At 68.9% G+C, this 23542-nt stretch carries 22 protein-coding genes; 11 read left to right on the top strand and 11 right to left on the bottom strand.

Going from position 1 to position 23542, the window contains the following annotated elements; genetic code table 11:
* Positions 1-9: 9 nt before the first annotated feature.
* From OED01_RS12965 to OED01_RS12945, 5 genes are all read right to left on the bottom strand, one after another.
* Positions 10-1629, bottom strand: coding sequence for an SPFH domain-containing protein (locus tag OED01_RS12965; protein WP_264155698.1), 1620 nt, complete (start codon positions 1627-1629; stop codon positions 10-12).
* 471 nt (positions 1630-2100) lie between these two features.
* On the bottom strand, positions 2101-3453 hold the full coding sequence (locus tag OED01_RS12960) for an HNH endonuclease (RefSeq protein WP_264155697.1): 1353 nt from the start codon (positions 3451-3453) through the stop codon (positions 2101-2103).
* A gap of 63 nt (positions 3454-3516) precedes the next feature.
* Positions 3517-3945 carry a MarR family winged helix-turn-helix transcriptional regulator gene (locus OED01_RS12955; RefSeq protein WP_264155696.1) on the bottom strand — a complete coding sequence of 143 codons (429 nt, stop codon included), beginning with the start codon at positions 3943-3945 and terminating at the stop codon, positions 3517-3519.
* Positions 3946-4141: 196 nt separating this feature from the next.
* Positions 4142-5710 carry an MFS transporter gene (locus OED01_RS12950; protein ID WP_264155695.1) on the bottom strand — a complete coding sequence of 523 codons (1569 nt, stop codon included), beginning with the start codon at positions 5708-5710 and terminating at the stop codon, positions 4142-4144.
* A gap of 106 nt (positions 5711-5816) precedes the next feature.
* Positions 5817-6449: a methyltransferase domain-containing protein gene (locus tag OED01_RS12945; RefSeq protein WP_264155694.1), complete on the bottom strand. Its 633-nt coding sequence runs from the start codon at positions 6447-6449 to the stop codon at positions 5817-5819.
* An 86-nt stretch (positions 6450-6535) separates the two neighbouring features.
* On the opposite strand from OED01_RS12945, the gene OED01_RS12940 reads away from it, so the two are divergent.
* Positions 6536-7132: a helix-turn-helix domain-containing protein gene (locus tag OED01_RS12940; RefSeq protein ID WP_264155693.1), complete on the top strand. Its 597-nt coding sequence runs from the start codon at positions 6536-6538 to the stop codon at positions 7130-7132.
* Positions 7133-7240: 108 nt separating this feature from the next.
* On the opposite strand, the gene OED01_RS12935 is transcribed toward OED01_RS12940, so the two are convergent.
* Complete coding sequence (locus OED01_RS12935) at positions 7241-7927, bottom strand: hypothetical protein (protein ID WP_264155692.1); 687 nt, start codon at positions 7925-7927, stop codon at positions 7241-7243.
* Positions 7928-8020: 93 nt separating this feature from the next.
* On the opposite strand from OED01_RS12935, the gene OED01_RS12930 reads away from it, so the two are divergent.
* From OED01_RS12930 to OED01_RS12915, 4 genes are all read left to right on the top strand, one after another.
* Positions 8021-9055 (top strand): helix-turn-helix domain-containing protein, encoded by a 1035-nt coding sequence (locus OED01_RS12930; protein WP_264155691.1) that lies wholly within the window; start codon positions 8021-8023, stop codon positions 9053-9055.
* Between the two features lie 60 nt (positions 9056-9115).
* Positions 9116-10231, top strand: a complete 1116-nt coding sequence (locus OED01_RS12925) for a sensor histidine kinase (RefSeq protein WP_264155690.1) — start codon at positions 9116-9118, stop codon at positions 10229-10231.
* Positions 10228-10911 (top strand): response regulator, encoded by a 684-nt coding sequence (locus tag OED01_RS12920; RefSeq protein WP_264155689.1) that lies wholly within the window; start codon positions 10228-10230, stop codon positions 10909-10911. The genes OED01_RS12925 and OED01_RS12920 overlap by 4 nt, the downstream gene beginning before the upstream one ends.
* A 144-nt stretch (positions 10912-11055) precedes the next feature.
* Positions 11056-11919: a CPBP family intramembrane glutamic endopeptidase gene (locus OED01_RS12915; RefSeq protein ID WP_264155688.1), complete on the top strand. Its 864-nt coding sequence runs from the start codon at positions 11056-11058 to the stop codon at positions 11917-11919.
* On the opposite strand, the gene OED01_RS12910 is transcribed toward OED01_RS12915, so the two are convergent.
* On the bottom strand, positions 11898-12392 hold the full coding sequence (locus OED01_RS12910) for a DinB family protein (RefSeq protein WP_264155687.1): 495 nt from the start codon (positions 12390-12392) through the stop codon (positions 11898-11900). The two genes, OED01_RS12915 and OED01_RS12910, sit on opposite strands and share 22 nt — an antisense overlap.
* Before the next feature lie 77 nt (positions 12393-12469).
* On the opposite strand from OED01_RS12910, the gene OED01_RS12905 reads away from it, so the two are divergent.
* From OED01_RS12905 to OED01_RS12885, 5 genes are all read left to right on the top strand, one after another.
* Positions 12470-13045, top strand: coding sequence for a helix-turn-helix domain-containing protein (locus tag OED01_RS12905; protein WP_264155686.1), 576 nt, complete (start codon positions 12470-12472; stop codon positions 13043-13045).
* 120 nt (positions 13046-13165) lie between these two features.
* Positions 13166-14641 (top strand): deoxyguanosinetriphosphate triphosphohydrolase family protein, encoded by a 1476-nt coding sequence (locus OED01_RS12900; protein WP_264155685.1) that lies wholly within the window; start codon positions 13166-13168, stop codon positions 14639-14641.
* 45 nt (positions 14642-14686) lie between these two features.
* Positions 14687-15424, top strand: a complete 738-nt coding sequence (locus tag OED01_RS12895) for an alpha/beta fold hydrolase (RefSeq protein ID WP_264155684.1) — start codon at positions 14687-14689, stop codon at positions 15422-15424.
* Between the two features lie 92 nt (positions 15425-15516).
* Positions 15517-16920: a threonine synthase gene (thrC, locus tag OED01_RS12890; protein ID WP_264155683.1), complete on the top strand. Its 1404-nt coding sequence runs from the start codon at positions 15517-15519 to the stop codon at positions 16918-16920.
* A 59-nt stretch (positions 16921-16979) separates the two neighbouring features.
* Entirely contained in the window at positions 16980-17363 is a 384-nt protein-coding gene (locus tag OED01_RS12885; RefSeq protein ID WP_264155682.1) for a VOC family protein, read from the top strand.
* A gap of 2 nt (positions 17364-17365) precedes the next feature.
* Here the strand turns inward: OED01_RS12885 and OED01_RS12880 are convergent, their stop codons facing one another.
* Together OED01_RS12880 and OED01_RS12875 are read right to left on the bottom strand one after the other, a co-directional pair.
* Complete coding sequence (locus OED01_RS12880) at positions 17366-18439, bottom strand: S-methyl thiohydantoin desulfurase domain-containing protein (RefSeq protein ID WP_264155681.1); 1074 nt, start codon at positions 18437-18439, stop codon at positions 17366-17368.
* A 22-nt stretch (positions 18440-18461) separates the two neighbouring features.
* Positions 18462-20102, bottom strand: coding sequence for an OPT/YSL family transporter (locus OED01_RS12875; RefSeq protein WP_264155680.1), 1641 nt, complete (start codon positions 20100-20102; stop codon positions 18462-18464).
* Positions 20103-20277: 175 nt separating this feature from the next.
* On the opposite strand from OED01_RS12875, the gene OED01_RS12870 reads away from it, so the two are divergent.
* Positions 20278-21048 (top strand): IclR family transcriptional regulator, encoded by a 771-nt coding sequence (locus OED01_RS12870; protein WP_264155679.1) that lies wholly within the window; start codon positions 20278-20280, stop codon positions 21046-21048.
* A gap of 12 nt (positions 21049-21060) precedes the next feature.
* Here OED01_RS12870 and OED01_RS12865 read toward each other — a convergent pair whose 3' ends face one another.
* Together OED01_RS12865 and OED01_RS12860 are read right to left on the bottom strand one after the other, a co-directional pair.
* Positions 21061-21744, bottom strand: coding sequence for an AroM family protein (locus OED01_RS12865; RefSeq protein WP_264155678.1), 684 nt, complete (start codon positions 21742-21744; stop codon positions 21061-21063).
* Between the two features lie 67 nt (positions 21745-21811).
* Positions 21812-23542 (bottom strand): L-aspartate oxidase, encoded by a 1731-nt coding sequence (locus tag OED01_RS12860; RefSeq protein ID WP_264155677.1) that lies wholly within the window; start codon positions 23540-23542, stop codon positions 21812-21814.

Below are 23542 nucleotides of genomic sequence, written 5' to 3'. Positions count from 1 at the left end.
TTCGGACGCTCACTCCGCTGTCGCGGGGGAAGCGACGGGGGATTCGACGGCGGTCTTCGCGCGCTTCTTCGTCGCGGCGGTAGCCGGTGCCTGGGGCTGTGTCTGTTGCGCCTGTGCGACGCCTTCGCCGATGCCGCGTCCGACGGCCTGGCCCTGGATGATCGCGGCGAGGTCGAGGCCGGTGGCGGAGCTGACGCTGTCGAACACCGACTTCAGCGCCTTCGCGCTGTCTCCGCCGATGACACCGGATGCGCCGTCCTCGCCGGAGCTGCCGATGATCGAGATGTTGCCGATCGCCGCGTAGCCCTTCGCGAACTCGCCCATGATGGTCGGCAGCACGTCGATCACGCGCTGCGAGAGGAAGGCGTCCTGGTTCGAGGCGATGGCCTTCGCCTCGGCCTCGACGGCGGCCGCGCGGGCTTCACCCTCGGCGCGGATGGCGTCGGCTTCGGCGTTGGCGCGCAGGCGGCGTGCCTCTGCTTCGGCTTCGGCCAGGGCGCGCAGCGCGACGGCCTCACCTTCGGCTTTGGCCTGTGCTGCCGTCGCCTCACCCTGGGCGCGGGCTTCGTCGGCCTTCGCCTGCTGCTCGGCGATGCGGGTGCGCGCCTCGGCCTGCTTGACCTGCTCGATCGCGGCGGCTTCGGCGGCGCGCTCACGCGTGTAGAGCTCGGCCTGCGCGCGGGTCTCGGCCTCGTAGCGCTGCGCGTCGGCGACGCGCTTGACGTCGGCGTCGAGCTGCGCCTGCTTGTTCTCGGCCTGCTGCTGCAGGACGGCCTGCTCGGCCTGCGCCCTGGCCAGGTACTCGGCCTGCTCCGCTTCGGCGCGGGCGCGGCCGATGCCGGCATCCGCGTTGGCCGTGTTCGTGTCGAGCGCGGTCTGCTCGATCAGGTTGGCTTCCTTGTTGGCGATGTTCTTCTGGTTGATCGCGCGGTCGGCGTTCGTCTGCGAGATCTCGGCGGCCTGGCGCTTGGCCTGGATCTCGGGGGCGCCGAGCGATTGGATGTAGCCGACGGCATCCGTGATGCCCTTGATCTGGAACGAGTCCAGGATCAGGCCCTGCTCGGCGAGTTCCTGCGAGACGTCGGCGGCGATCTGGTCGGAGAACTTCTTGCGCTCGCGCATGAGCTCGACGACCGAGAGGGTGGCGACGATGCCGCGGAGGGCGCCCTCGAGCTGCTCGGTGGTGAACTGCTCGATGGCGGCGTCCTGCGATGCGAAGCGCTCGGCGGCGCGGCGGACGTAGAGCGGATCGGAGCCGATCTTGACGATCGCGACGCCGTCGACGTTGAGCGTGACGCTGTCGAGCGACTGCGCTTCGGCGTTGAGCGAGACCTGGCGCGAGCGCAGCGAGATGATCTCGTGCCGCTGCGTGATCGGGTTGACGAGGGACTTGCCGTTCACGATAACGGTGACGGGCGATTCCGACATCTCGGAGCTGCTGGTGCCGTCGGCGGCGATGATCGCTCGCTGCACCTTCTGCTTGCGTCCTGAGATGACCAGCGCCTCGTCGGCGCGTGCGACCTTGATCCAGCTGCGTGCGAACAGCAGCGCGATCAGGGCGAAGACGATCAGGATGACGACCCCGATGCCGACGAGAACGAGGATGCCGACGATTCCGGCGAGCTCCATGTTTATGTCCCTCCCAGCCGATCGCGGTCGTCGCGATGGCTACATATGGTGTCGACTATGCCAGATGGGTCGGCGGGGCGTCGGAGGCGGACGTCGTGCATATCGCTGGCACGGGCCTGCGGTCCGGGGCCCGGGGCGGCTGCGTTTCCCGCGAGATCAGTGTCAGGCGACGAGATTGTGGTGGGCGGTGCCGCCGGGGCGTGGGGTGCGCGCGGCGCCGCCGGGGCGTGGGATGCACGCTGGCCGTGGGGGCGGGTGGATGTGTGCTGGCCGTGGGGGCGGGTGGACGTGTGCTGGCCGTGGGGGCGGGTGGACGTGTGCTGGCCGTGGGCGTGCCCCGACCGTGGAAGTGACTCGACCGTGGAAGTGACTCGACCGTGGACGTACCCCGATCGCGGGTGCGCCCTGGCGGTGGCGTGCGCGCGGGGCTGTGGAGGTGTGCTCTGGCCGCGAGGCGCGCTGGCGGGGTTGTCAGGCGGCGAGGTTGTAGCGGGCGGTGCCCCCGAGGCGTGGGGTGCGGGTGGGGTCGATGTGTGGGGGTGGGATGAACCAGACGTGGGCGGCCAGGCCGGTGCCGTCGATGCGGATGTCCCAGTCGTTGTCGTGGATGCGGTGGTGGCAGGACTCGCAGAGGAGGATGCCGTTGTTGAGGTCGGTGGGTCCGTTGTCGCGTTGCCACCAGTCGATGTGGTGGGCGCGGGTCATGGATGGGGGCAGGGTGCATCCTGCGCATCCGCCGTCGCGTTCGGCGAGGGCGAGTCTTTGCGCTCGGGTGAAGAGGCGTTTCTCGCGTCCCCAGTCGAGGATCTCGCTGTCGGTGCCGAGAACGGCGGGGATGATGCCGCCGCCCGCGGCCATGCGGCGGGCCGCTCCGATGCTGACGGGCTGGTCGATGCCGTCGATGGTGGCGTATCCGGTGCCGGTGGTGAGGTCGTGCAGTCCGACCCGGACGATCACGGTCGCCCCGGCCAGCAGGGGCGCGTCGTTGTCGCAGCCGAGGGCGTGGGCGCAGAGATCGGCGAGCCCGTCGGCCTGGATCTGCGCGACGGTGCGCCGGTCGGCGTCGGGGGCGTCGGGGTCCAGTGCCTTGGCGCGTGCGTGGAACACGGCGGTGACGTATCCCTCGAGTGCGGTCTTGATGGGGGCGGCGGTGGCGACGTCGATGTCGGCGTCGAGGTGCAGGCGCCCGTCGCGTTCGTAGATGACCATGCGGTTCTGCGCGCGTGCGGCTTCTTCGCGGGGCAGGACCCCGTCGGGGTCGAGGTGTGCTTCCGCGTGGGTGAGGAGCTTTCGGACTTCGTCCAACGACAGCCCGGCCGCTTTCTCGGCCAGCAGGGCCTCCACCTCGACGAGTCGGTCGGTGTCGATCTTCAGCCGCACCCGGTCCAACAACCCGATGATCAACCCCGCTGCCGGGGCACCGATCGCACCGGCCGCCAGAGCCCCCTGCACGGCCGCGTACTTCGCCGGCAACCGTGCCCCGAGCAGGTCCGTGCGGGGGGCGGGCGCTTCACCGACCTTCACCAGCCGCGACGCCTCGCCGGAAGACCTTCCGGTCACCGTCGCGACGAACTGGGCCGCCGTGCGGAACCCCTGCTCCTTCGCGAGCGAAGCGGCCCCGAGATCGGCACGCGACTCCCGAGCGATTCCGGCGGCGACTTCGGCCTCGAGCGCATCCACCAGCCGATGCAGGGCGCCCAACGCCGCATTCGCCGCGACCAACCCCGCCCGATCCAACTCCGTCGCATCCGCGGCCTCCGCCCACACCGCATCGAGGCGGGTGACCGCCTCGTGCAGAGCATCCAGATGCGTCGTCGTCGACATGCTCCCAGACTACCCCGCCCACGACGAAATGGGAAGATATTTTCGGAAGAAATATTCGAAAGTCTAGCGCTTGCGGAGTCGCTCGGTCAGCGCGAGGAGTGTACGCAGCTCGTCGTCATCGAGGCCTGACATGCGCTCGGCGATCGAGCGCCCGTGGATCATGGCGATGCGACGGAACGCGCGCGCCCCGGCATCCGTCGCGCGGATCAGCGCACCCCGGCCGTCCTCGGGGTCGGGGTGCTTGGTGACCAGATGGCGGCTCACCATACGGTCGATCAGGCGGGACACGCTGGGCTGGCTGATGAGCATGTTCTGCGTGACGTCTCGGAGCTTCGCGGTCATGTCGGGCGCGCGGGTGACCGTGAGGAGGACGTCGTACTCGCCCTGTGCGAGGTCGGAGCCGTCGAAGTCGGCGGACATCTGCGAGAACAGCTCGTGCTGGGCGCGGAAGAGGCTCTCCCATGCGGCGATGGCGAGGTTCCGGTCGGTCACGATCTCAGCGTAGCGGCAAGGTGAAGGGCCGGTCGGAGAGGCTTCCGACCGGCCCTTGTCCCTTGCACCAAGAGTGTCCTGCAATCACATGCGGTGGATGCCACAGCAAACATTCACCGTGCGATAACTGTATAACGGGGCGGTAACGAATGCAACGGTTTGATTACGGAAATCTCGCCGTCGAACCCACTGATGGCTATCTCGATTCCGCGATGGTCGACTCCGAGGGCGTGGATGAGCCGGGGCCGCGGAAGAGGACGAAGATCACCAGAACCGTCATCACGGCGACGCCGACCCACATCGCCTGCTGCCAGCCGGCGATGAACGCCTCGTTCGCGGCGGTGATGATCTGCTCCGCATGCGCTCCCGCGTTCCGGCTGATCGCGGCGGCGTTGGCGAGGCCCTCGCGTGCTGTCGCCGCGAACTCTTCGGGTACACCCGAGAGACGTCCGACGATCGCGCTCTGGTACCCGGCTACCAGCACACCGCCCAGGAGCGCGATGCCCAGGGCTGCTCCGAGTTCGCGAGAGAGGTCATTCAGAGCCGAGGCGACACCCTGCTGCTCGCGAGGAAGCGATGACGTGATGGCTTCGGTGGAGGGCGTCATCGCCAGGCCAGCGCCGAGTCCCATCGCGATGAGTCCGGGGAGCACGCTGAGGTATCCGCCGTCGGCGGACACGAGCCAGGCCATGAGTGCGAGCCCCGCGGTGGAGATGGCGAGTCCGACGACCATGCAGGCCCGGGCTCCGATGCGGGCCGCCAGGCGAGGGGCGAGTCCGGAGGCGAGCATCATCAGCAGCGCCATGGGCATCATGCCGAGTGTGGAGAGCAGTCCGCTCCATCCGAGAGCGACCTGGAAGAACGGGTACAGCACCAGGGATACTCCGCCCAGGACTCCGAACCACACGAGCAGGACCGTGGTGCCGGAAGAGAGGCCTCTGGTTCGGAAGTGTCGGATGTCCAGGAGAGGCGAAGGGGTGCGCAGCTCCCACAGAATGAACCCGGCGGTAGCGAGCGCCGCCGCGATGAGCGCGATCGAGACGATCGGGTCGGCCCAGCCGTGAGACGGTGCTTCGTGCAGGGCGAAGGTGAACCCGACGGTCGCGACGATCGAGGTCAACGCACCCAGGGCGTCGAACCGGCCGGAGGCTTTCTCGCGCGAGTTCGGAACAGCGCGGGCGCCGATCAGCAGTGCCGCGACGGTGAGTGCGATGGGGAGTGCGAACAGCCACCGCCAGGTTGCGATGTCGACCAGCACGGCCGAGAGGTACATCCCCAGGATGCCGCCGCCTCCGGCGACTGCGCTCCACATCCCGATGGCTCGGGATCGGTCCTCGTCCGGGAACGAGGAGGTGATCACCGACAGGGTGACGGGCATGATCAGGGCCGCACCGATGCCGCTGAGCATGCGTGCAGCGATCATGACCTCCATGACCGGGGCCACGGCGGCGGCGGTGTTCGCGATCCCGAACACCGCCAGCCCCACGATGAGCACCGGCTTGCGACCGAGCCGGTCGCCCAGCGCTCCCAATGGGAGGAGGAGGGCGGCGAGGGTGAGGGTGTAGGTGTTGATGATCCACAGCACCTGCCCCTGGGAGGCGTCGAAGGTCGTCGCGAGCTGCGGCTGAGCGACGTTGAGACCGCTGACGGAGGCGACGACGGCCATCAATGCGATGCAGACGGCCCACAGGATGGCGCGTCTGCGTCGTGCATCTTCGATGACAGGCGCGGCATCCTCGGCACCGGCGCGAATGGTGGAAGTCATGGCGGATTGTGTTTCCTTTCGTGGGGTGTTCCGCCCGACGCTGATCGCGGGCAGGCTGAAGCAGCGCCGCTGCGGAGAGGCCGCGGCGCGCGAAGGGGGAGATGGGTCAGGTAAGTCGGTGGACGCGGACGATCACGTCACGCAATTGCATCGCGGAACCGCCGGGATGGACGGTGCGGGTGTGCTCGTAGGCCGAGTCGATCCGCCATCGCGGAGAACCGAACAGGTTCGTGATCCCATCCAGCGTCGCTGTCGCTGCCTCGGGATGGTCATGGCCGTGGTGGACGTCGCGGTGCTGGCCGTGGAGGTGCGCCACGATGAGGAGCGTTCCACCGGGGGCGACCCAGGAGGAGATGCGCTGGTACAACGGAAGCTGCCCGATCTCCGCGTGGGCGTAGTTGGTGACCACGAGGTCCCAGGTCTGTTCCGGCTCCCAGCGCGACAGGTCGGTTTCCACCCAGTCGACGTGCTCGCCGGCATCGGCGACAGCGGCGCGAGACTTGGCCTCCGCCAGCGCGGTCGCGGAGATGTCGGCAGCCGTGACGGCCCAGCCCTGCTCGGCCAGCCAGAGCGCTTCGGTTCCGGTTCCACAGCCCGCATCCAGAACCGTGCCGACCGGCAGGTGCGCGATCTCGGTCATCAGGTAAGGGTTGACGGGGAGTCGGCGGTCGCGGCCCGCCGCGGACGGGCCCCACTGATCCTCCCAGTATTCCTTGTCGAAGTCGTGTGTCGCGCCCATCGCGATGCCTCCCGCTCGTCGGTGATGTCCGTATCAAGGATCATCCAGATCCACGCAACTGGCAATCTTTCTTGCCGAATGGCAAAATGGAGGACGTGAGCGAACACGCCGATCAGACCCTCGACACTGTGGGCCCCCGCCTGAAGCACCTTCGTCTCCGCCGCGACATCACGCTCACGACGCTCGCCGAGGAGACCGGGATCTCCACGAGCACGCTGTCCCGGCTGGAGGCGGGCCTGCGGCGCCCCACTCTGGAACAGCTGCTGCCGCTGGCCCGCTACTACGGCGTCACGCTCGACTCTCTCGTCGATGCGCCGCGCACCGCCGACCCCCGAATCGATCTCCGTCCCATGGCCTGCAGCGACGGGTCGATCATCATCCCGCTCACACGCCGCCCCGGGGGCATCCAGGCGTTCAAGTTCGTCCTCCCGACGGGCAGCGACGACACGGCTCCGGACCTGCGCTCCCATGAAGGGTTCGACTGGGCCTATGTGCTGAACGGCACCCTCCGCCTGGTGCTCGGCGACCAGGACCTGCTCCTGCAGGCGGGCCAGGCCGCCGAGTTCGACACCCGCACCCCGCACTGGTTCGGAGCCACGAGCGCCGGCCCGGTCGAATACCTCAGCCTCGTCGGACGCCAGGGCCAGCGCGCCCACGTGCACGCCTCTGTCGGCGACCATTGACACCGTTCGTCCAACGGCACGACTATCTATCTGCACGTTCGGTCGGCCGGGGGCGGCGCTGAGATAGCCGACGCGCGACGCCGTCGCCGAGCGTCTACGCGCACGTCGTCAGTCGTACGTCGTCAGCGACAGGTCGATGAACGGCAGACTTTCTCGTGGAAGAACACTCGTGCAGACGATGTGCTCATCGATGCGGAATCCGGCGGCGTAGACGAAGGGATCGGTGTCGATCTGCACGGCGGATCGGTGCCGACCGTCGACGTTGATGGAACCGTCTCGCACGGAGGTGACTGTGGCTTCCCAGTCGGTGCGGGTGCTCGGACCGGCGGGAAGGCCGAGCTCTTCGCGGAAGCTGTTGCGCAGAACATGGTTCGTATGGTCCACGAGCTGCTGTTCCAGTGAGTGCCGTACGCGATCCGGTGAGGCATGCCGGGCCGTGCGGACCGCGTCCCAGAGCATCGGGTACCGGAACAGTTGAACCTGCTCGATGAGCCATGCGGGGCGACCCCAGGCGGGCTCTTCCTCGATGTCGCGACGCGTCTGCTCGTCCAGTTCGATCTCGTTGCGGGTGTCGGAGTGGTCGTCGGGGTGCTTCCACAGCGTGTAGGTGAAAAGCACCGACAGTTCCTCCAGCTCGACCGCCCCACCGATTTCCGTGAAGCCGACGACCGGTGCGCGTGTCAGCGAGGGTTGTGGTGTGAGCTGGAACACAGGGAAGTCGAGCGTCCGCAGTCGCGCCTCGGACTCGACGCTCGGATCGGGTGCATCCGCAGGTAACACTCCGCCGTATTCCATTCACACAGTCTGAACCAGCCCACGGCAGATTCCCAGGAGCACTCTGACGCTTCCACTTGCATCTCAAGCGGCTTGAGGTTGCATGGTGAGGACATGACCACTCCAGAAGACACCCTTTACTCCATCGGCGAAGTCGCGCACCGCACCGGACTCAGCGTCACCGCCATCCGCTACTACGCCGATGAGGGACTCGTGCCCCCGACGGACTCGACGGATTCCGGCCATCGCCTCTACGACGTAGATGCGATCGCCCGCCTGGAGTTCGTGCGCACGCTGCGAGACCTCGAGACCGGCCTGGACCAGGTGCGGCGCGCGCTCGCCGGCACGACCTCGCTGCGCGACGTCCTCGCCGAGCATCTCGACGTCATCGAGAATCGGACGACGGATCTGCAGGGGAAGCGGGCCGTGCTGCGCGCGCTCGTCCGGCAGGAAGGGACGGCGCAGCGCGCGATCCTGCTGCGAAAGCTGGTGACGATGCCCGACGCCGAGCGCCGACGTCTGGTCGACGACTTCCTCGACGACGTGACCGCAGGCCTTCCGGATGCGGCGATCGACCGCATCCGTGCCGTGCAGCCGACTCTCCCGCACGACCCCACCCCGGAGCAGCTCGATGCCTGGATCACCCTGGCGGAACTGCTGCGCGATGACCGGTTCCGCGCGGCGACGCGGTCGTACCTGCGCGAGACGTACGCGCAGTTCCCCGGCTCTGAGATCGCCGCACCTCGCGTGCAGGAGTTCTTCCACTCCGCTGGGGCCGACTTGATGCCGAAGCTGATGGCCGCGCACCGGGCGGGATTCTCCCCGGACGACGTCCACGTCGCTTCCTTGGCCTCCGAGCTGGTCCGACAGCTCGCGCAGACCTTCGGGGTCGAAGCAGACCAAGACCTGCGGCGTCGGCTCGCGGGCCGCTACCACGACCTCGACAGCCTCACCCTCGAGGCGCTTCAGGATGCGGAGTACACCGCGACCGAGGGATGCTACCTCGAGCTGGTGTCGATCATCAACGACCAGCCGCATCCCGATGGCGCCCTTCTCGACGACGCTCGCCGAGAGCGGACCGACGGCGACGGACCCAGCTTCGGTGACTTCGGCCGATGGCTGTCCGCGGCGATCCTCGCATCGCGGTGATCGCGGGCGGCGGAGGGCGTGCGCGAACCCCGGGTGCGACGGTCCCCGTACGATGCACCCATGAGGCTCGCCCGTTTTCTCGTGACGCACGTCGCGTGGGATGCGGCGACCGCAGTCGTGCTCATCGGATTGTCCTTCGTGCCCGGCGTTGCTCAGCAGGGCCTCGCGCTGGCCGAGGCATCCGGTCGATCACTCGATCCGCTCGGCGTCGTGCTCATCGTGGTCCAGGGCGGCGCGGTCGCGCTGCTGCGCCGGTGGCCGCAGTGGTCATTGGCGGCGACGTTCGCGACCTTCTCCGTGTATCAGCTGCTGGGCTACCCCACGACATTCGCCGCGCTCGGTCTGCTCGTCGCCCTGGCCGGTGCCGGAGCCCTCGTCCAGCGGCACCGGATCCTCACGCTGACGATCACCGTTGCGGCCTACGTCGCCCTCGTCGCGGCGCTGATCGCGCGGGATGCCGATCTCACCGTGCTCGACGCCGTGGTATTCGGGGCCCTGCTCACGGCGCTGTGGATGTTCGGATCCTGGCTGCGCTCGCAGGCGGCTCTGCGCCGCAGCCGCGCCGAACAGGTCGAACGCGAGACCATCGCCGGCGAACGGGCCCGCATCGCGCACGAACTGCACGACGTGGTCACGCATCACGTGACGGCGATCGTCGTACAGGCCGAGGCAGGACAGTTCCGTGCCGGCGTCGACGAGACGACGCGCGGGCTGCTCGCCTCCATTGCCGACGGCGGCAGGACGACGCTCGTCGACCTGCGGAGCCTGCTCGGGGCACTCGACGGGGGTGCCGACATCACCCGCTCGCCGGTGGAGCAGCAGATCAGGGACATCGTGGCCCGTGCCCGCTCGGCCGGTCAGCGCGTCGAGCTCGTGGAGCACGGTCGGCGTCGTCCCTTGGCCGGCGCCATCGGACTCGTGGTCGTGCGGGTGGTGCAGGAGAGTCTCACGAACGCCCGGAAGCATGCGCGCGACGGCGCGGCGTCCGTGGAGATCTCCTACGACGACCGTGAGATCCTGGTCGACGTGGTCAGTTCCGGCCGCACGAGTCCGGCTTCGGCGACGGGCGGCCGGGGGATCATCGGAATGCGTGAGCGGGTGGAGTTCGTGGGCGGAGAATTGCAGGCCGGTCCGGAGGGCGATCGATTCGCGGTGCATGCCCGGATTCCCGCATGAGCGTGGAATCGAACCAGGTACCCATCCGCGTCGTCGTCTGCGACGACCAGGAGCTCGTGCGCACGGGATTCGTCACCATCATCGATGCCCAGCCCGACCTCGTGGTCGTCGGCGAGGCCGCGGACGGAGAGGAGGCCGTGCGCGTCGCGCGACGCGAACGTCCGGATGTCGTCGTGATGGACGTGCGGATGCCGATCCTCGACGGCATCGAGGCGACGCGAAGGGTCGCAGGTCCCGATGTCCTCGATGCGGTGCGCGTGCTCGTGGTGACGACGTTCTCCCTGGACGGTCTCGTGTACGACGCGCTGCGAGCCGGAGCGAGCGGCTTCCTCCTGAAGGACGCGAGGCCCGCAGAGCTGACAGCGGCGATCCGGACGATCGCGGCGGGGGATTCCCTGATCGCCCCTGCGGTGACCCGAGCGCTGATCGGTCGCCACGGCGAGCGGCTTCGACCCGCGGCGCAGGACGATCCGGTCTTCGCAGCGCTCACCTCCCGCGAACGGGAAGTGCTCATCCTTATCGCCGATGGACTGTCGAACGCGGAGATCGCCGCGCGGCTCGTCATCGGCCACGAGACCGTGAAGACCTATGTGTCGCGCATCCTGACCAAGCTCGACCTGCGCGACCGGGTCCAGGCCGTCGTTCTCGCGCATCGCACCGGACTCGCACGCTGGCCCTGACCCCGTGCACGGGCATCCGCGTCGGGTCAGGAGTGTCCCTCTGCCGGGGGAGCCGCACTGTCCACCACGGGGTGATTCGCGCAGGTCCTGGCCTCCGTAGCGTCGATCTCGACCCCGTGAACGGGGAGAGACGAAGGAGCAGGGATGCCGAATTCCACGCAGGATCAGCCTCGGTCGAGCACAGCCGCGACCACGCCGCACCGCATGCGCGGCCGGCTGAGAACGACAGTTCTGGTCATCGGCTTCGCCATCGCGATGCTGGTCACGAACGCCGTCGCCGCGGCTATGCGCAGTCCGGTGCCCGCGCTCATCATCGGGCCGGCACTGGCCGTCGCGATGGTCGCCCTGTACCGCTGGGCGGGAAAGCACGTCGAACGGCGCCGGGTGTCGGATCTGGCGCCGGGAAGCTCCGTCCGGCACCTGCTGCTGGGAGTGGCGGGCGGGGTCGCCCTGTCGGCGGTGACCGTCGCCATCCTCGCCGTCTTCGGCGCCTACACGATCACGGGCTGGGGGTCGCTCGCGGGCGCGCTGGCCGTCGTCGGCATGATGTGCGCGATCGCCGTCTCGGAGGAGGTGTTCTTCCGGGGGATCGTGTTCCGGCTCCTCCGAGGCCGGTGGGGTGCCGGCGTCGCGCTCGGCGCGTCAGCGGTCCTCTTCGGGCTCGTCCACCTGCTGAACCCCGGTGCCTCCCTCTGGGGTGCGGTGGCGATCGCGATCGAAGCCGGCCTCATGCTGGGGGCCGCCTATCTCGCGACCGGATCGCTGTGGCTGGCCATCGGCCTGCACTTCGGATGGAATGTCGCCACCGTGGGCATCTTCGGCACCGTCACGTCGGGTGCGGAGGCGCGTGATTCTCTCGTGACGGCGGTGACGAGCGGGCCGGAGTGGCTCTCCGGCGGCAGTTTCGGCCCGGAGGGGAGCGTCGTCGCCGTCCTGGTCTGCTCAGCGGCGACGTTCCTGTTCCTGCTGATGGCTCGCCGTCGAGGTCAGCTCTCGGCCGGGCGCTGAGCGGCATCAGCGAGGGGCCTCAGAATGTCGAGTTGTCCGGTGTTCCACGCGAGCTCGATGAGCACGTGCGTGTACAGGCTCCGAACAGTTCGCCGGCCGCGCCCGGTCACCATATCGTCGAGACCGAGGCCCGCGAGATTCGATCGGGAATGCTCATGGATCCGCTGGCAGAGCTGGGTGACGGATGCGATGGTGTCGGTCCTGCGCGTCTTCCAGGAGTTCGCCGTGGCGACGGGGAGGCCCAGCTCGGCGCGGGGCCGGCCGGTGACCGCTTCGCCGAACCACACCCCTTCGACATAGGCCGTGTGGCGGACGATGCCGAGGAGCGACGGTTTGCCGGGGACCGGAACCGCGCGGGCCGGATCCTCGGCGAGTCCGTCGAGGCTGCCCAGGATGAGTCCGCGGTGCTGGTCGAGACGGCGGTCGAGATCCTGCCGCGTGGTCAGGCCGGAGTCGGCGCCGTGCTGGTGCATGGTTTGATGATCGCGAAGACGTCGTGAGCTTCGCGAGCCGTGTCCCAGATCTGCAAGATCCTCGGAAGGAGGCGATGATGCCGACACCGGACGAGACGCTGCTCGAGCGGGTCGGACCGCGTCTGCGCGCCCTCCGGCAGGCTCTCGGGCTCACACTGTCGGAGCTCGCGCGGCAGACCGGCATCACTTCCAGCACGCTGTCCCGTCTCGAGACGTCGCAGGTCCGCCCGACGCTGGAGCAGTTGCTGCCGCTCGCGCGCGTCCACGGACTCCCGCTCGACGAGCTGGTCGCGGCACCGTCCCACGGGGATCCCCGGGTGCATCTGCGTCCGGTCCGCAGGGACGGCCTGACCTTCGTGCCGCTCGGGATCAACCGTGGTGAGCTTCAGGCGTTCAAGGTGATCTATCCGGCTGCCGCGGCACTGCCGCCGGCGACGTTCCGTTCGCACCAGGGCCGGGAGTGGCTGTTCGTCCTCGCCGGAAGCATCCGACTGATGCTCCCGGACCGTGTGACCGAGCTGTCCGCCGGGGAGGCGACCGAGTTCGATACGAGCGTTCCGCACTGGATCGGCAACGCACACGTCGACATCCCCGCCGAAGTCATCTCCATCTACGGCAGACAGGGCGGCCGGATGCATGTCGCGGATGTGTGAGATCCGATGGGGCCTTGGATGCCGCGTGCGGAGGCGAGTGCGGTGCAGGCTCTGAGCCCCGAGACCGTGTGGCGGACAGGGCGCTCTGACCCCGGTTCCGTCGCATGCCACACTGGGCCTATGCCGCAGACGACGGATGATCCCCGCCAGCAGCGCCGGGTCGCTGAGACGCTCGACGCGTTCCAGCTGACCGAGGGCCACCCGAACTTCCGCGTCGATGTCGAGCGCATCCGGTTCTCGCCGTACTACTCGCGACTCTCGGCCGTGACCCAGGTGATCTCGCAGACGGGCGCCGGGCTCGCGGTGCACAACCGGCTCACGCACTCGATCAAGGTCGCCGCCATCGCGCGGGCGATCGCGAGCCACCTGTCCACGCGCGCGGATGACGCCGGTCGCGTCGTGCAGGAGCTCGGCGGTGCGCATCCCGTCGTCGTGCAGGCGGCCGCCGCTGCGCACGACCTCGGGCATCCGCCGTTCGGCCACCTCGGTGAGCAGACCCTGGATCGCCTTGCGCGCCACCGCTTCGGCCTGGCGGAGGGGTTCGAGGGGAATGCGCAGACGTTCCGCATCATCTCCCGTCTCGATGAGCACGACCGGCCGGGCGTCGGACTCAACCTCACCGCGGCCGTGCGCGCGGCTGTGCTGAAGTACCCGTGGCTGCGTGGCCAGGGCGGACCCAGCCGCGGCGGCGCGAGCAAGTTCAACTTCTACGCGATCGACGAACCCGACGCCAGGGAGGCGCTCTCCGCCTACCCCCTGATCGAACGCGGGCAGCAGACCGTCGAGTGCTCGATCATGGACATCTCCGACGACATCGCGTACTCGCTGCACGACCTCGACGACTTCTACCGTGCCGGGCTGCTGAACGCGGCGACCCTGTCGGCGGAGTTCCGCAACTGGCATCGCGATCTCTCCCGCCTCCGCACCCTCGATGACGACGCGCTTTCGGCCGGCAGTCGGACTCCGGGGCACTCGCTTGAGCTGCTCTGGCGTCGGCTGCAGAGCAAGGATGCCTGGATCGCCGACGCGGATGCCTTCAGCGAGGCGGTCGCCCGGGTCAAGACGGAGGTGATCGAAGGGCTGCTCGCTGAACCGTTCGACGGCTCGCTGTCGAACGAACGAGCGCTGGCCGGGTTCACGACGGCGTGGATCGCGCGGCTTCAATCGTCGGTCGAGGTGCACAGGCATCCCGACATCCGCTCCGGGCACGTCAGCCTCGATCCTCGCGCCTGGCACGAGGTCGCGGTGCTGAAGTTCCTGCACCAGCGATTCATCCTCGAGCGACCGGACCTCACGGTCTACCAGCGCGGGCAGGCCAGCGTGCTGGAACGGCTCGTCGACGGCTTCGCCGCATGGCTCGACGACCCCCGCGACGCCCGTCGCGCACCGCGTCGACTGATCGACCTCGTCGAGCTCGCAGCGGAGGACCATCGTCGGTCGGGCGGTTCGGAAACGGATGCCGACCGGCGCCGGCTCGCCCGCGGTCGAGGGATCATCGACTACGTGGCTTCGCTCACCGATGCACAGGCCGGCTCTCTCGACGCCCTCCTCGCCGGCCAGACCGAGCGGCTGTGGGAAGCAGGGCAGGGGCTGTAGCCCGCGCGGGACGGGCATTCCGGCCGTGTGCGCATCCTGCAGAATATGCAGATGCGACTCCATACGAGCACCACGGGTTCCGGCCCTCTCCATGTCGGACTGATTCACGGACTCGGTGCATCCGGGGCCACGTGGCAGCCGTTCGTCGAGCGCATGCACGATGCAGGCGGCTACACCGTGACCACAGTCGACCTGCGCGGGCACGGAGAGAGCGAACGCGCGTCGTCGTATTTGCTCGACGACCTCGCGGCCGACGTTGCGGAGACGCTCCCACGTGGGCTGCACAGTGTCGTCGGGCATTCGCTCGGGGGCTCGGTGCTGGTGCGAGCTGTCGGACATCTACAGCCCGAGCATGCGATCTACCTCGATCCAGGTTTCGGGCTCTCCCTTCCGACCACGGGCTTCGCCGGGCGCGCGTTCTGGGCGGTCCCGCCTCTTTCGCTGGGCGTGATGGGCCTGATCCAGGCCCGCCGGAGCTCAGTGCAGCGCGCGGCGTACGATCCGAGCATCCATGAACTCTTAGCGCAGAGCCGCCAGCAGTTCGACGCCAAGATGGCCACGGACGTCTTCCGCGAGGTTGCCTTTCATCCGATCCCCATCGCCCCGCCGGAGGTGCCATCGACCATCGTTCTCTCGGACGACTCGCCGGCCGTGCTGCCTGATTCGATGGCAACTGCTCTCGAACGCGAGGGGTGGGGGGTCCGGAGCTTCTCCGACATCCACCACGACATGCACCTCGAAGACCCGGACCGGACCTTCGCGGCGATCGCCGACGTGCTCTAGGTCGAGGCGAGCCTGTTCTGACGCCCCGCGTCATCCGCTCCGTGCACCTGCGAGAATGGAGACCCGTGCCGAATCCAGACCGAGGAGCCGACGTGCAGTACATCTCCACCCGAGGCGGCATGCAGCCGCTGCCGTACTGCGAGACCCTGCTCGAGGGCCTCGCGCCCGACGGCGGCCTGGCCGTTCCGGAGACGATGCCGACGGTCGACGGCGAGACGCTCGAGCGCTGGCGTGCGCTGACGTACCCGCAGCTCGCCACCGAGGTGCTGGGTCTGTTCGCCACCGACATCCCGCGTGAGGACCTGGCGCGCATGACGGCCGCCGCCTACGCCGACTTCCCCGGCGAGGTCGTGCCGCTGCGCCGCATCGACGACGACCTGACGCTGGTCGGGCTCTCCGAGGGGCCGACCCTGGCGTTCAAGGACATGGCGATGCAGTTTCTCGGCCAGGTCGTCGAGTACGCGCTGGAGCGCAAGGGCTCGGTGCTCAACATCCTCGGCGCCACCTCGGGGGACACCGGCTCCGCCGCTGAGCACGCCCTCCGCGGCAAGGAGCGCATCTCCGTCTTCATGCTGTCCCCGCAGGGACGGATGAGCGCGTTCCAGCGCGCCCAGATGTTCTCCCTCGACGACGCGAACGTCCACAACATCACCGTCGACGGCGTCTTCGACGACTGCCAGAACCTCGTCAAGGCGCTCGCCGGGGATCTCGACTTCAAGCGCGCCCAGCACCTCGGCGCCGTCAACTCGATCAACCTCGCCCGCATCACCGCTCAGGTCGTGTACTACTTCTGGGCCTGGCTGCGCGCCACGGATGCCGGTGGCTGGACCGAGCTCAGCTTCACCGTGCCGTCGGGGAACTTCGGCAACATCCTGTCCGGGTTCTTCGCGAAGCAGATGGGGCTGCCCATCCGCCGCCTCGTCCTCGCGGCCAACGAGAACAACGTGCTCGACGAGTTCTTCCGCACCGGCATCTACCGGCCTCGCAGCGCCGCCCAGACGCTCGCGACCTCGAGCCCGTCGATGGACATCTCGAAGGCCTCCAACCTCGAACGGTTCATCTTCGAGCTGGTCGAGCGCGACGCCTCCCGCGTCCTCGGCGCCTGGCGCGAGCTGGACGAGCAGGGTTTCTTCGACTTCTCCGCCGACCAGGCGCGCTTCGCGGAGGAGTTCGGCATCGTCAGCGGTACCTCGACGCATGCGGATCGGCTCGAGACCATTCGGAGCGTCTACGAGGCGTCGGGCGACATCATCGATCCGCACACCGCCGACGGCGTGAAGGTGGCCCGCGAGAACGTGGAGTCCGGCGTGCCGATGCTCGTCCTCGAGACGGCCAAGCCGCAGAAGTTCGCCGAGACGATCCTCGAGGCCATCGGCGTGCAGCTCGAGTACTCGCCCGAGCTGCAGGCGATGCTCGACGCACCGCAGCACGTGACCGAGCTGCCAGACGACGCGCAGGTGCTCCGCGCCTTCATCGAGGAGCACGCTCTGCGCTGACCCTTGCCCCGGGCCTCGCCCGGTGCAAAGGTGGGGTCAGACCCACCGAAGGAGCAGCGATGTTCGAGAACTCCGACGCGTTCAGCGGCATGTCCTCCGATGACCTGGCTGCCTCGCGCGCCTTCTACGAGGGCGTGCTCGGCCTCGCCGTCGAAGAGGCGGGCGGGGGACTGATCTCGGTGCAGTTGCCGAAGGGCGGCGCCGTGCTGATCTACCCGAAGGACGATCACCGACCTGCCACGTTCACGGTGCTCAACTTCCCCGTCGACGACATCGACGCTGTCGTGGACGAGCTCGTCGCCAAGGGCGTCACGATGCAGCGCTACGACGGCATGCCGCAGGACGAGAAGGGGATCGTGCGCGGGAAGGCCGCAGGGCAGGGGCCGGACATCGCCTGGTTCACCGACCCTGCAGGCAACATCCTCTCGGTGCTGTCGGCCTGACGCTACGCGAGGATGCCGGCGACCTCCGGCTGCGGCGCGAACCCGAACCCGAGCAGATCCTCGAGCGGGGCATACAGCTCCGGCATCCACATGGTCGCTGCCAGCGGAAGGCGCGATGCCGGGGCGACCAGCACGCTCACCCGCTGACCCACCGTCACCTTCGCGGACGGCAGCGGAGCACCGGTCTCGTCGAACGTCGAGATCAGATCGGGGAACGTCCCGAGGCGCTGACCGTCGAGATCCGCCGTCATGTACTCGTTGACGAAGCGCAGCTCGGTCGCGTTCGCGTCGTCGAGCACGACGCGTCCGACATCGAGGCCCTCGCGCTGCTCGCAGTCGAACACGGCCACCGCGCCGCTGGCGACGATGGTGCCGCCCAGCGCCTCGGCGACGGCCTCGATCCCGCCGTCGAGGAAGCGACGACCGAGATCGATCGCGAAGCTGATCGCACCGGGGGCTCCGTGCTCGGCGGCGTAGCCGATCTCGACGGGGTTGCGCGCCACGGAGACCCAGCCGCCTGCTTCGACGGATGCCCGGCGCACCACCCCGCTCGTCGCGTCGAGTCCGCCGGTGGCCGACCCCTCGACGTACGTCTCTGGGTGCCCGCCGGCCCATCCCTGCACCGACCGATAGCCGGGAACGAGATGCAGGCCCATCGCGCCCATCACGCTGGTGGGGTGCGCCCGGCCGTTGCAGGCCAGATCGATGACGGGGAGCCCTGTCATCGCAGCGTGCAGCCAGCCGTTGATCGTCGTCTCGGCGCCGTTCTCGTTGGTGTGGATCGCGGCCAGGCGGCGCCCGTCGAGGCCCTGGCGCAGCAGCTCGAGCGCCCGCAGCGAGTGCACCGGCTGCACGAGCGGATTCGGCGCGGCGGGAGCTCCGACCAGAGCGACGGTCGCGACCAGGTCGTCCTCGTCGAACTCGTCGACGGACCAGAGCTCGGGGGAGCCCGCCTGCAGGGCGAGCTGAGCGGTCACGCGACCGCGTTCGACGAACCCGCCTCCTCCTCCGCCCAGGATCGCTCCGCCGAGGACCGCCGCTTCCAGATCGTCCGCCGTCAAACGCGTCTTCATCATGTCTCCCGTATGCGTGTCGTGATCAGAACCGGATCGCCTTGAAGGCGCCCGAGAAGAAGGAATAGAGCGCGTCTCCTGCGATGATGCCGCCCGCCGACACCTCGATCGCGTCGTTGACGGATGCCGGGGCGAAGCGCTTGAGCAGCACCCGCAGCGTCACGCCGACCGCGACGAGGATGCCCGCGAGCGGGCTCGAGATCAGCAGCCCGGTGGCCAGCAGCACGCCGATCTGACGCTTGGCACCGCCCAGCAGCTGCAGGATCGCACCGGGGATCGCCCAGAGCAGCAGATTGATCGCGGTGTCGCCGTCGATGCCGGCGTTGATGGCAGCGACGTACGCGGCGTTGATCGGGGCCGTCAGCCCGTTCGCGAAGAAGATCGGGTACGCGACCGCCACGACGACGATGGCGACTCCGAAGCCGATCATGCCGGCGATGAGCTGTTGACGGCGACCCTCGAGCTCGAACGCCGGATCCGTGCCCTCGCCGCGCAGGATCCAGCCGGCCTTGAAGTCGTACCCCATGTCGGCGAAGGCCGGTCCGGTGGCAGCCGTGAAACCGGCCAGCACCACGAGCGCTTCAGGCGGGAAGCCGATCATGATGCCCGCGAGCAGGGTGATGAGCGCGACCGCGAACGCGGGGAACCAGCCGGAGTGACCGGCGGCGATGCCGACGATGAGTTCGTGCACGAAGGCGGCGGCGGCGGCGAACGCCACGAACCCGATCAGCGCGGGCACTTCCATCTGCGTGAAGAGCCCTGTCCCGAGTGCGAGCCCTGCCGCGATGACGACGTATCCGATGCTGCCGAGCCCGAACGCGCGGCCCAGGCGGCGGTCCGCGATCGCGATCGCGGCGGTCTCGGTGAGATTAGCGCTGGGTGCGGCGGCGACCGCGGCGCTCCTGCGCCTGGCCTTGACGATGATCCAGGCGACCTGGACGAGGGCGACGATGCCCGCGCCGATCATCATGCCCTGCGGCAGGTACATCGCACTGAGGTTCAGGCCGAACAGTGGCATCGCGAAGCCGCCGGTCAGCAGCCCGATGCCGAACGCGATCATCGCGGCGAGCCCGCCGATCAGCGCGACGCCGAGCGCCGACATCGGCAGGGAGAAGATCGCACCGGCGACGCCGACGCCCACACCGCCGAGCAGATACCAGGCCTGGCGTCCGCCCTTGTCGCCGGCCTTGATGGCCTCGGCTGCTGCGATGCCGAGCGGCCACGGCAGCTTCGCGGGGAAGATCGACGTGTCGAACATCTTGTACAGCAGCCAGGCGTCCAGCAGCATCGCGCAGGCGACACCGATGAGCATCGGCCCGATCATCTCCGGCAGCCCGAACAGGAACGGGATGCCGATCGGGAGGAACAGGCTGTTCGCGGCACCGAACGTCGCGGAGCTGATGCTGGTCTGCGCGAGGTTCTGCGCGTGCACGGACCGGAATCCGCGCAGCATCGTGAGCGGGATGCGCGCGAGCGCCATCGCCACGAGCGCGCCGATCAGCGACGTGCTGGGGGTGATGCCGAGCGTCGCCAGCACCTGCACGCCGACGAGCGCACCGAGGACGCTGAGGAGGATGGTGAGGATGAGGTTCGCCGGGGCCAGCGCTCGCGGATGACGCGGGGAGGACACCTGCTGGCGCATCGGTGCGTCGACGTGTTCGCTCATGACTGCTCCTGGGGCCGGGGATCGGGTGGGCTGATGGTTCGAGAGAGGGTGTTCTATAATCTCGAACCAAGTACCAGTAAGTGGAATCATTGCGCTCGACCGGACGTTTGTCAAGGTTCGAGCGCGAGGGCACCGAGGTCCGGTCATCTAGGATCGGTGGGATGAAAGGCGGGGTATGAGCACTCTGGCCAATGCGCGCGACGTGCTGCGACTGCTGGCGCGCCGTCGGCGGAGCCTCACCGTGACCGAGGTCGCGGCCGAGCTCGGGCAGCCGAAGAGCTCCGTGTCGCGGACGCTCGGGCTCATGGCGGAGTTCGGATTCCTGCAGCGCGATCCTGTCACGTTGGCGTACGGCCCCGGCGAGCTCGTGGCGGCTGCGGCGTACCGCAATCGCCCCGCCGGGTCCGTGGTGTCCCTGCTCGGTGACGCGCTCGCCGACCTCGTGCACGAGACCGGATGCACCGGATACCTCAACGTCCTCGACGGGGCGAACACCCTCGTCATCCAGATGCGAACCAGTCCGAGCAACCCGCTCCAGGCATACACGCCGGAAGGGACGCGTGCGCCGGCGTATTCGACATCGATGGGGCGGGCGCTGCTGGCCCGACTGGAGGACGAGGCCGTCACCGCCCTCATCGACGGCCGGTTCGACGAGGCGGTCGGTTCGGCGCCCCGCGACGACGCCCAGCTGCTCGAGTCCCTCGCTGTGGTGCGTGCGCAGGGATGGGCGCTGTCATCGGGCGAGATCGTGCCGAACGTCGCCGGGGTGTCGTCGTCGGTCGTCGACCCCGGCGACTTCCGCCCGTACGGGATCGGCGTCGCCTTCCCGTCCCGCGACTTCGACCGCGCTCAGGCCGAGCAGCTCGGCTTCACCGTGCGCCGGGCGGCGCAGCGCGTGGGGGAGCGGATCGGCGATCCGTACTGGCTGGAGTTCGAGTCCGACTGATGCCGGCGCCCGTCAGAGCGCTGCGCCGAGCGCTGCGCCCAGGACGCTTCCCGACACCAGCACCGGCGCGGTGATGCCCGCAGCGCGGATCGCATCCCGGTGGTGGGGCGCGTACCCCATGCAGTCGAGGATCAGCGCATCGGCGCCGTCGTCCACCAATCGCCGCGCCGCCGCGATCACGGCGGCATCCGACCCGTAGGGAGAGGCGGCGGCGAAACTCGGCTCTTCGAGTGCGTGCCACTTGCGGGACGCTGCATCGATCTGATCCGGCATCGGGACCAGGATGCCGACGGGACGACCGCCGAGCAGTCCGGCCGATGTTGCGGTGACGACGGCATCCGGTTCGACGAGCCAGGCGTTCTCGGTGTGCAGGTCGGGGAACCCGCCGGTGCACAGCACGACGATCGTGCCGGCGCCGGACACCTCGGCCGCGGTGACGGCGTCCTGCAGGCCGCGATCCACGGCCGCCGCGTCCAACGTCACGACCGTGCCGTCGGCCAGCTTGGTCACGAGCAGTTCGCCGCCGGGGCGGGAGCCGTATCGGGCCGTGACCTCATCAGCGCTCAGCCCGTCGAGTACGCCGCGCTGCGAGATCTCGATGCCCGCGGGCAGGCCGTCGATCACGGCCGCTGCCAGGTCGTGCCGTGGGGCCTGCCCGATCGTCACGAGGGCGAGTGCAGGAAGAACCGATGACATACGAGTCCTAAATTCTAGAAACAGATCAGAAATATAGAACTCCGGTCACGGGTCGCTGTCAAGCGCCTCACTCCACGAGCTTGCCCTCCGTATCGACGTCGCGCATGAGGGCGGCGATCTCAGCGGGCACCGCGGGGATCTCCTCGCGGGTCACCCCCGTCGTCGGAGACCAGACGAGATTCACCTGGAGCGTCGGGTCCATGTCGGGGAAGTCGCTGCGGTTGTGGCAACCGCGGGTCTCCCGACGCTCGCGGGCGGCCTCCAACGTCGCTCGGGCGGCCAGCGCCGACGCCTTCAGGTCGAAGGCATGCGCGAGATCCTGGAAGCCGGCGATGTCCGGGTGGATGCCGACGTCCGCCATGCGTCCCTCGATCATGTCGAGCTCGGCGAGCCCGGCCCGAAGCCCCTCCTCGGACCGCACCACACCCGCGTGCTCGGTCATCGTGTTACGGATCGCGCGCTGCAGGGCCCGCACGTTCTCGCGTCCGTCGGCGGCGAGCAGATCGTCGATCTCCGCTCGCGCGTGCGCCACGGCATCCGCCGACCGGCGCTGCGCATCGAGGCCGGAGGCGTGGGTGATCGCGGCCTGACCGACCAGCCGGCCGTACACGAGCAGCTCGATCAGCGAGTTGCCGCCGAGACGGTTCGCGCCGTGCAGGCCGCTGGATGCCTCGCCGATCGCGTACAGTCCGTCCACGTCGGTGCCGTGATCCTCCGGCCGCACCCAGACACCGCCCATCGAGTAGTGCGCGGTCGGCGCGATCTCGATCGGATCCGTCGTGATGTCGAGCATCTGCAGTTCGAGCATCGTCTGGTAGACCCGGGGGAGCCGGGTCATGATCGTCTCGCGCGGCAGGTGCGAGACGTCCAGCCACACGCCGCCGTTCGAGGTGCCGCGCCCTTCCTGGATCTCGGTGTAGGCGGCCAGCGCCACGCGGTCGCGCGTCGACAGCTCCATGCGATCGGGATCGTACGTCGCCATGAAGCGCTCGCCGAGGGCGTTGCGGAGGATCCCGCCCTCCCCGCGGGCCGCCTCCGAGATGAGCGTTCCGGCCGCGTTCTCCGGTTCGATGATCCCGGACGGGTGGAACTGCACGAGTTCGGGGTCGCGCAGCCGCGCCCCCGCATCCACGGCGAGGCGGAACGAGTCGCCGGTGTTCTCGTCGCGGCGCGACGACGTGCGGCGCCAGATGCGGTTGTGCCCACCGGCGGCCAGGATGACGGCATCCGCATGGATCAGGTAGCGGGTGCCGTCGGCCTGGTCGAAGCCGTAGGCGCCGAAGACCACGTTGTCCTTCACGAGGATGCGGGTGATGTAGACGCCGTCGAGGATCGGGACGTCCAGCTGCTCCGCCCTCCGGACGAGCGTGCGCTGGATCTCGAGCCCCGTGTAATCACCGGCGAAAGCGGTGCGCCGGAAGGTGTGCGCCCCGAAGAACCGCTGCGAGATGCGGCCATCGTCCTCCCTGGCGAAGTCCATGCCCCAGCGCTCCAGGTCCCGGATACCGCGTTCGGCGCCGCGCGTGACGACCTCGACCGTGTGCGGGTTGGCGAGCAGGTAGCTCTCGGTGATCGTGTCGGCGGCGTGCTGCTGCCAGCTGTCCTCGGCATCCATCGTCCCCAGAGCCGCGTTGATGCCGCCCGCGGCGAGCGAGGTGTGCGCGTCGGTGCGATGCCGCTTGCCGACCGCAAGGACGTCGACGCCTTGCTCGGCGACCTCGATCGCGGCGCGGAGGCCGGAGCCGCCGGTGCCGATGACGAGGACGGTGGTGGAGATCTGGCGTTCGCGAGTGCTCAT

Source organism: Microbacterium sp. M28, from assembly GCF_025836995.1.
Lineage (GTDB): Bacteria > Actinomycetota > Actinomycetes > Actinomycetales > Microbacteriaceae > Microbacterium.
Note: the sequence above shows the minus strand (reverse complement) of the source record. Positions and strands in the feature narration are given on the sequence as shown.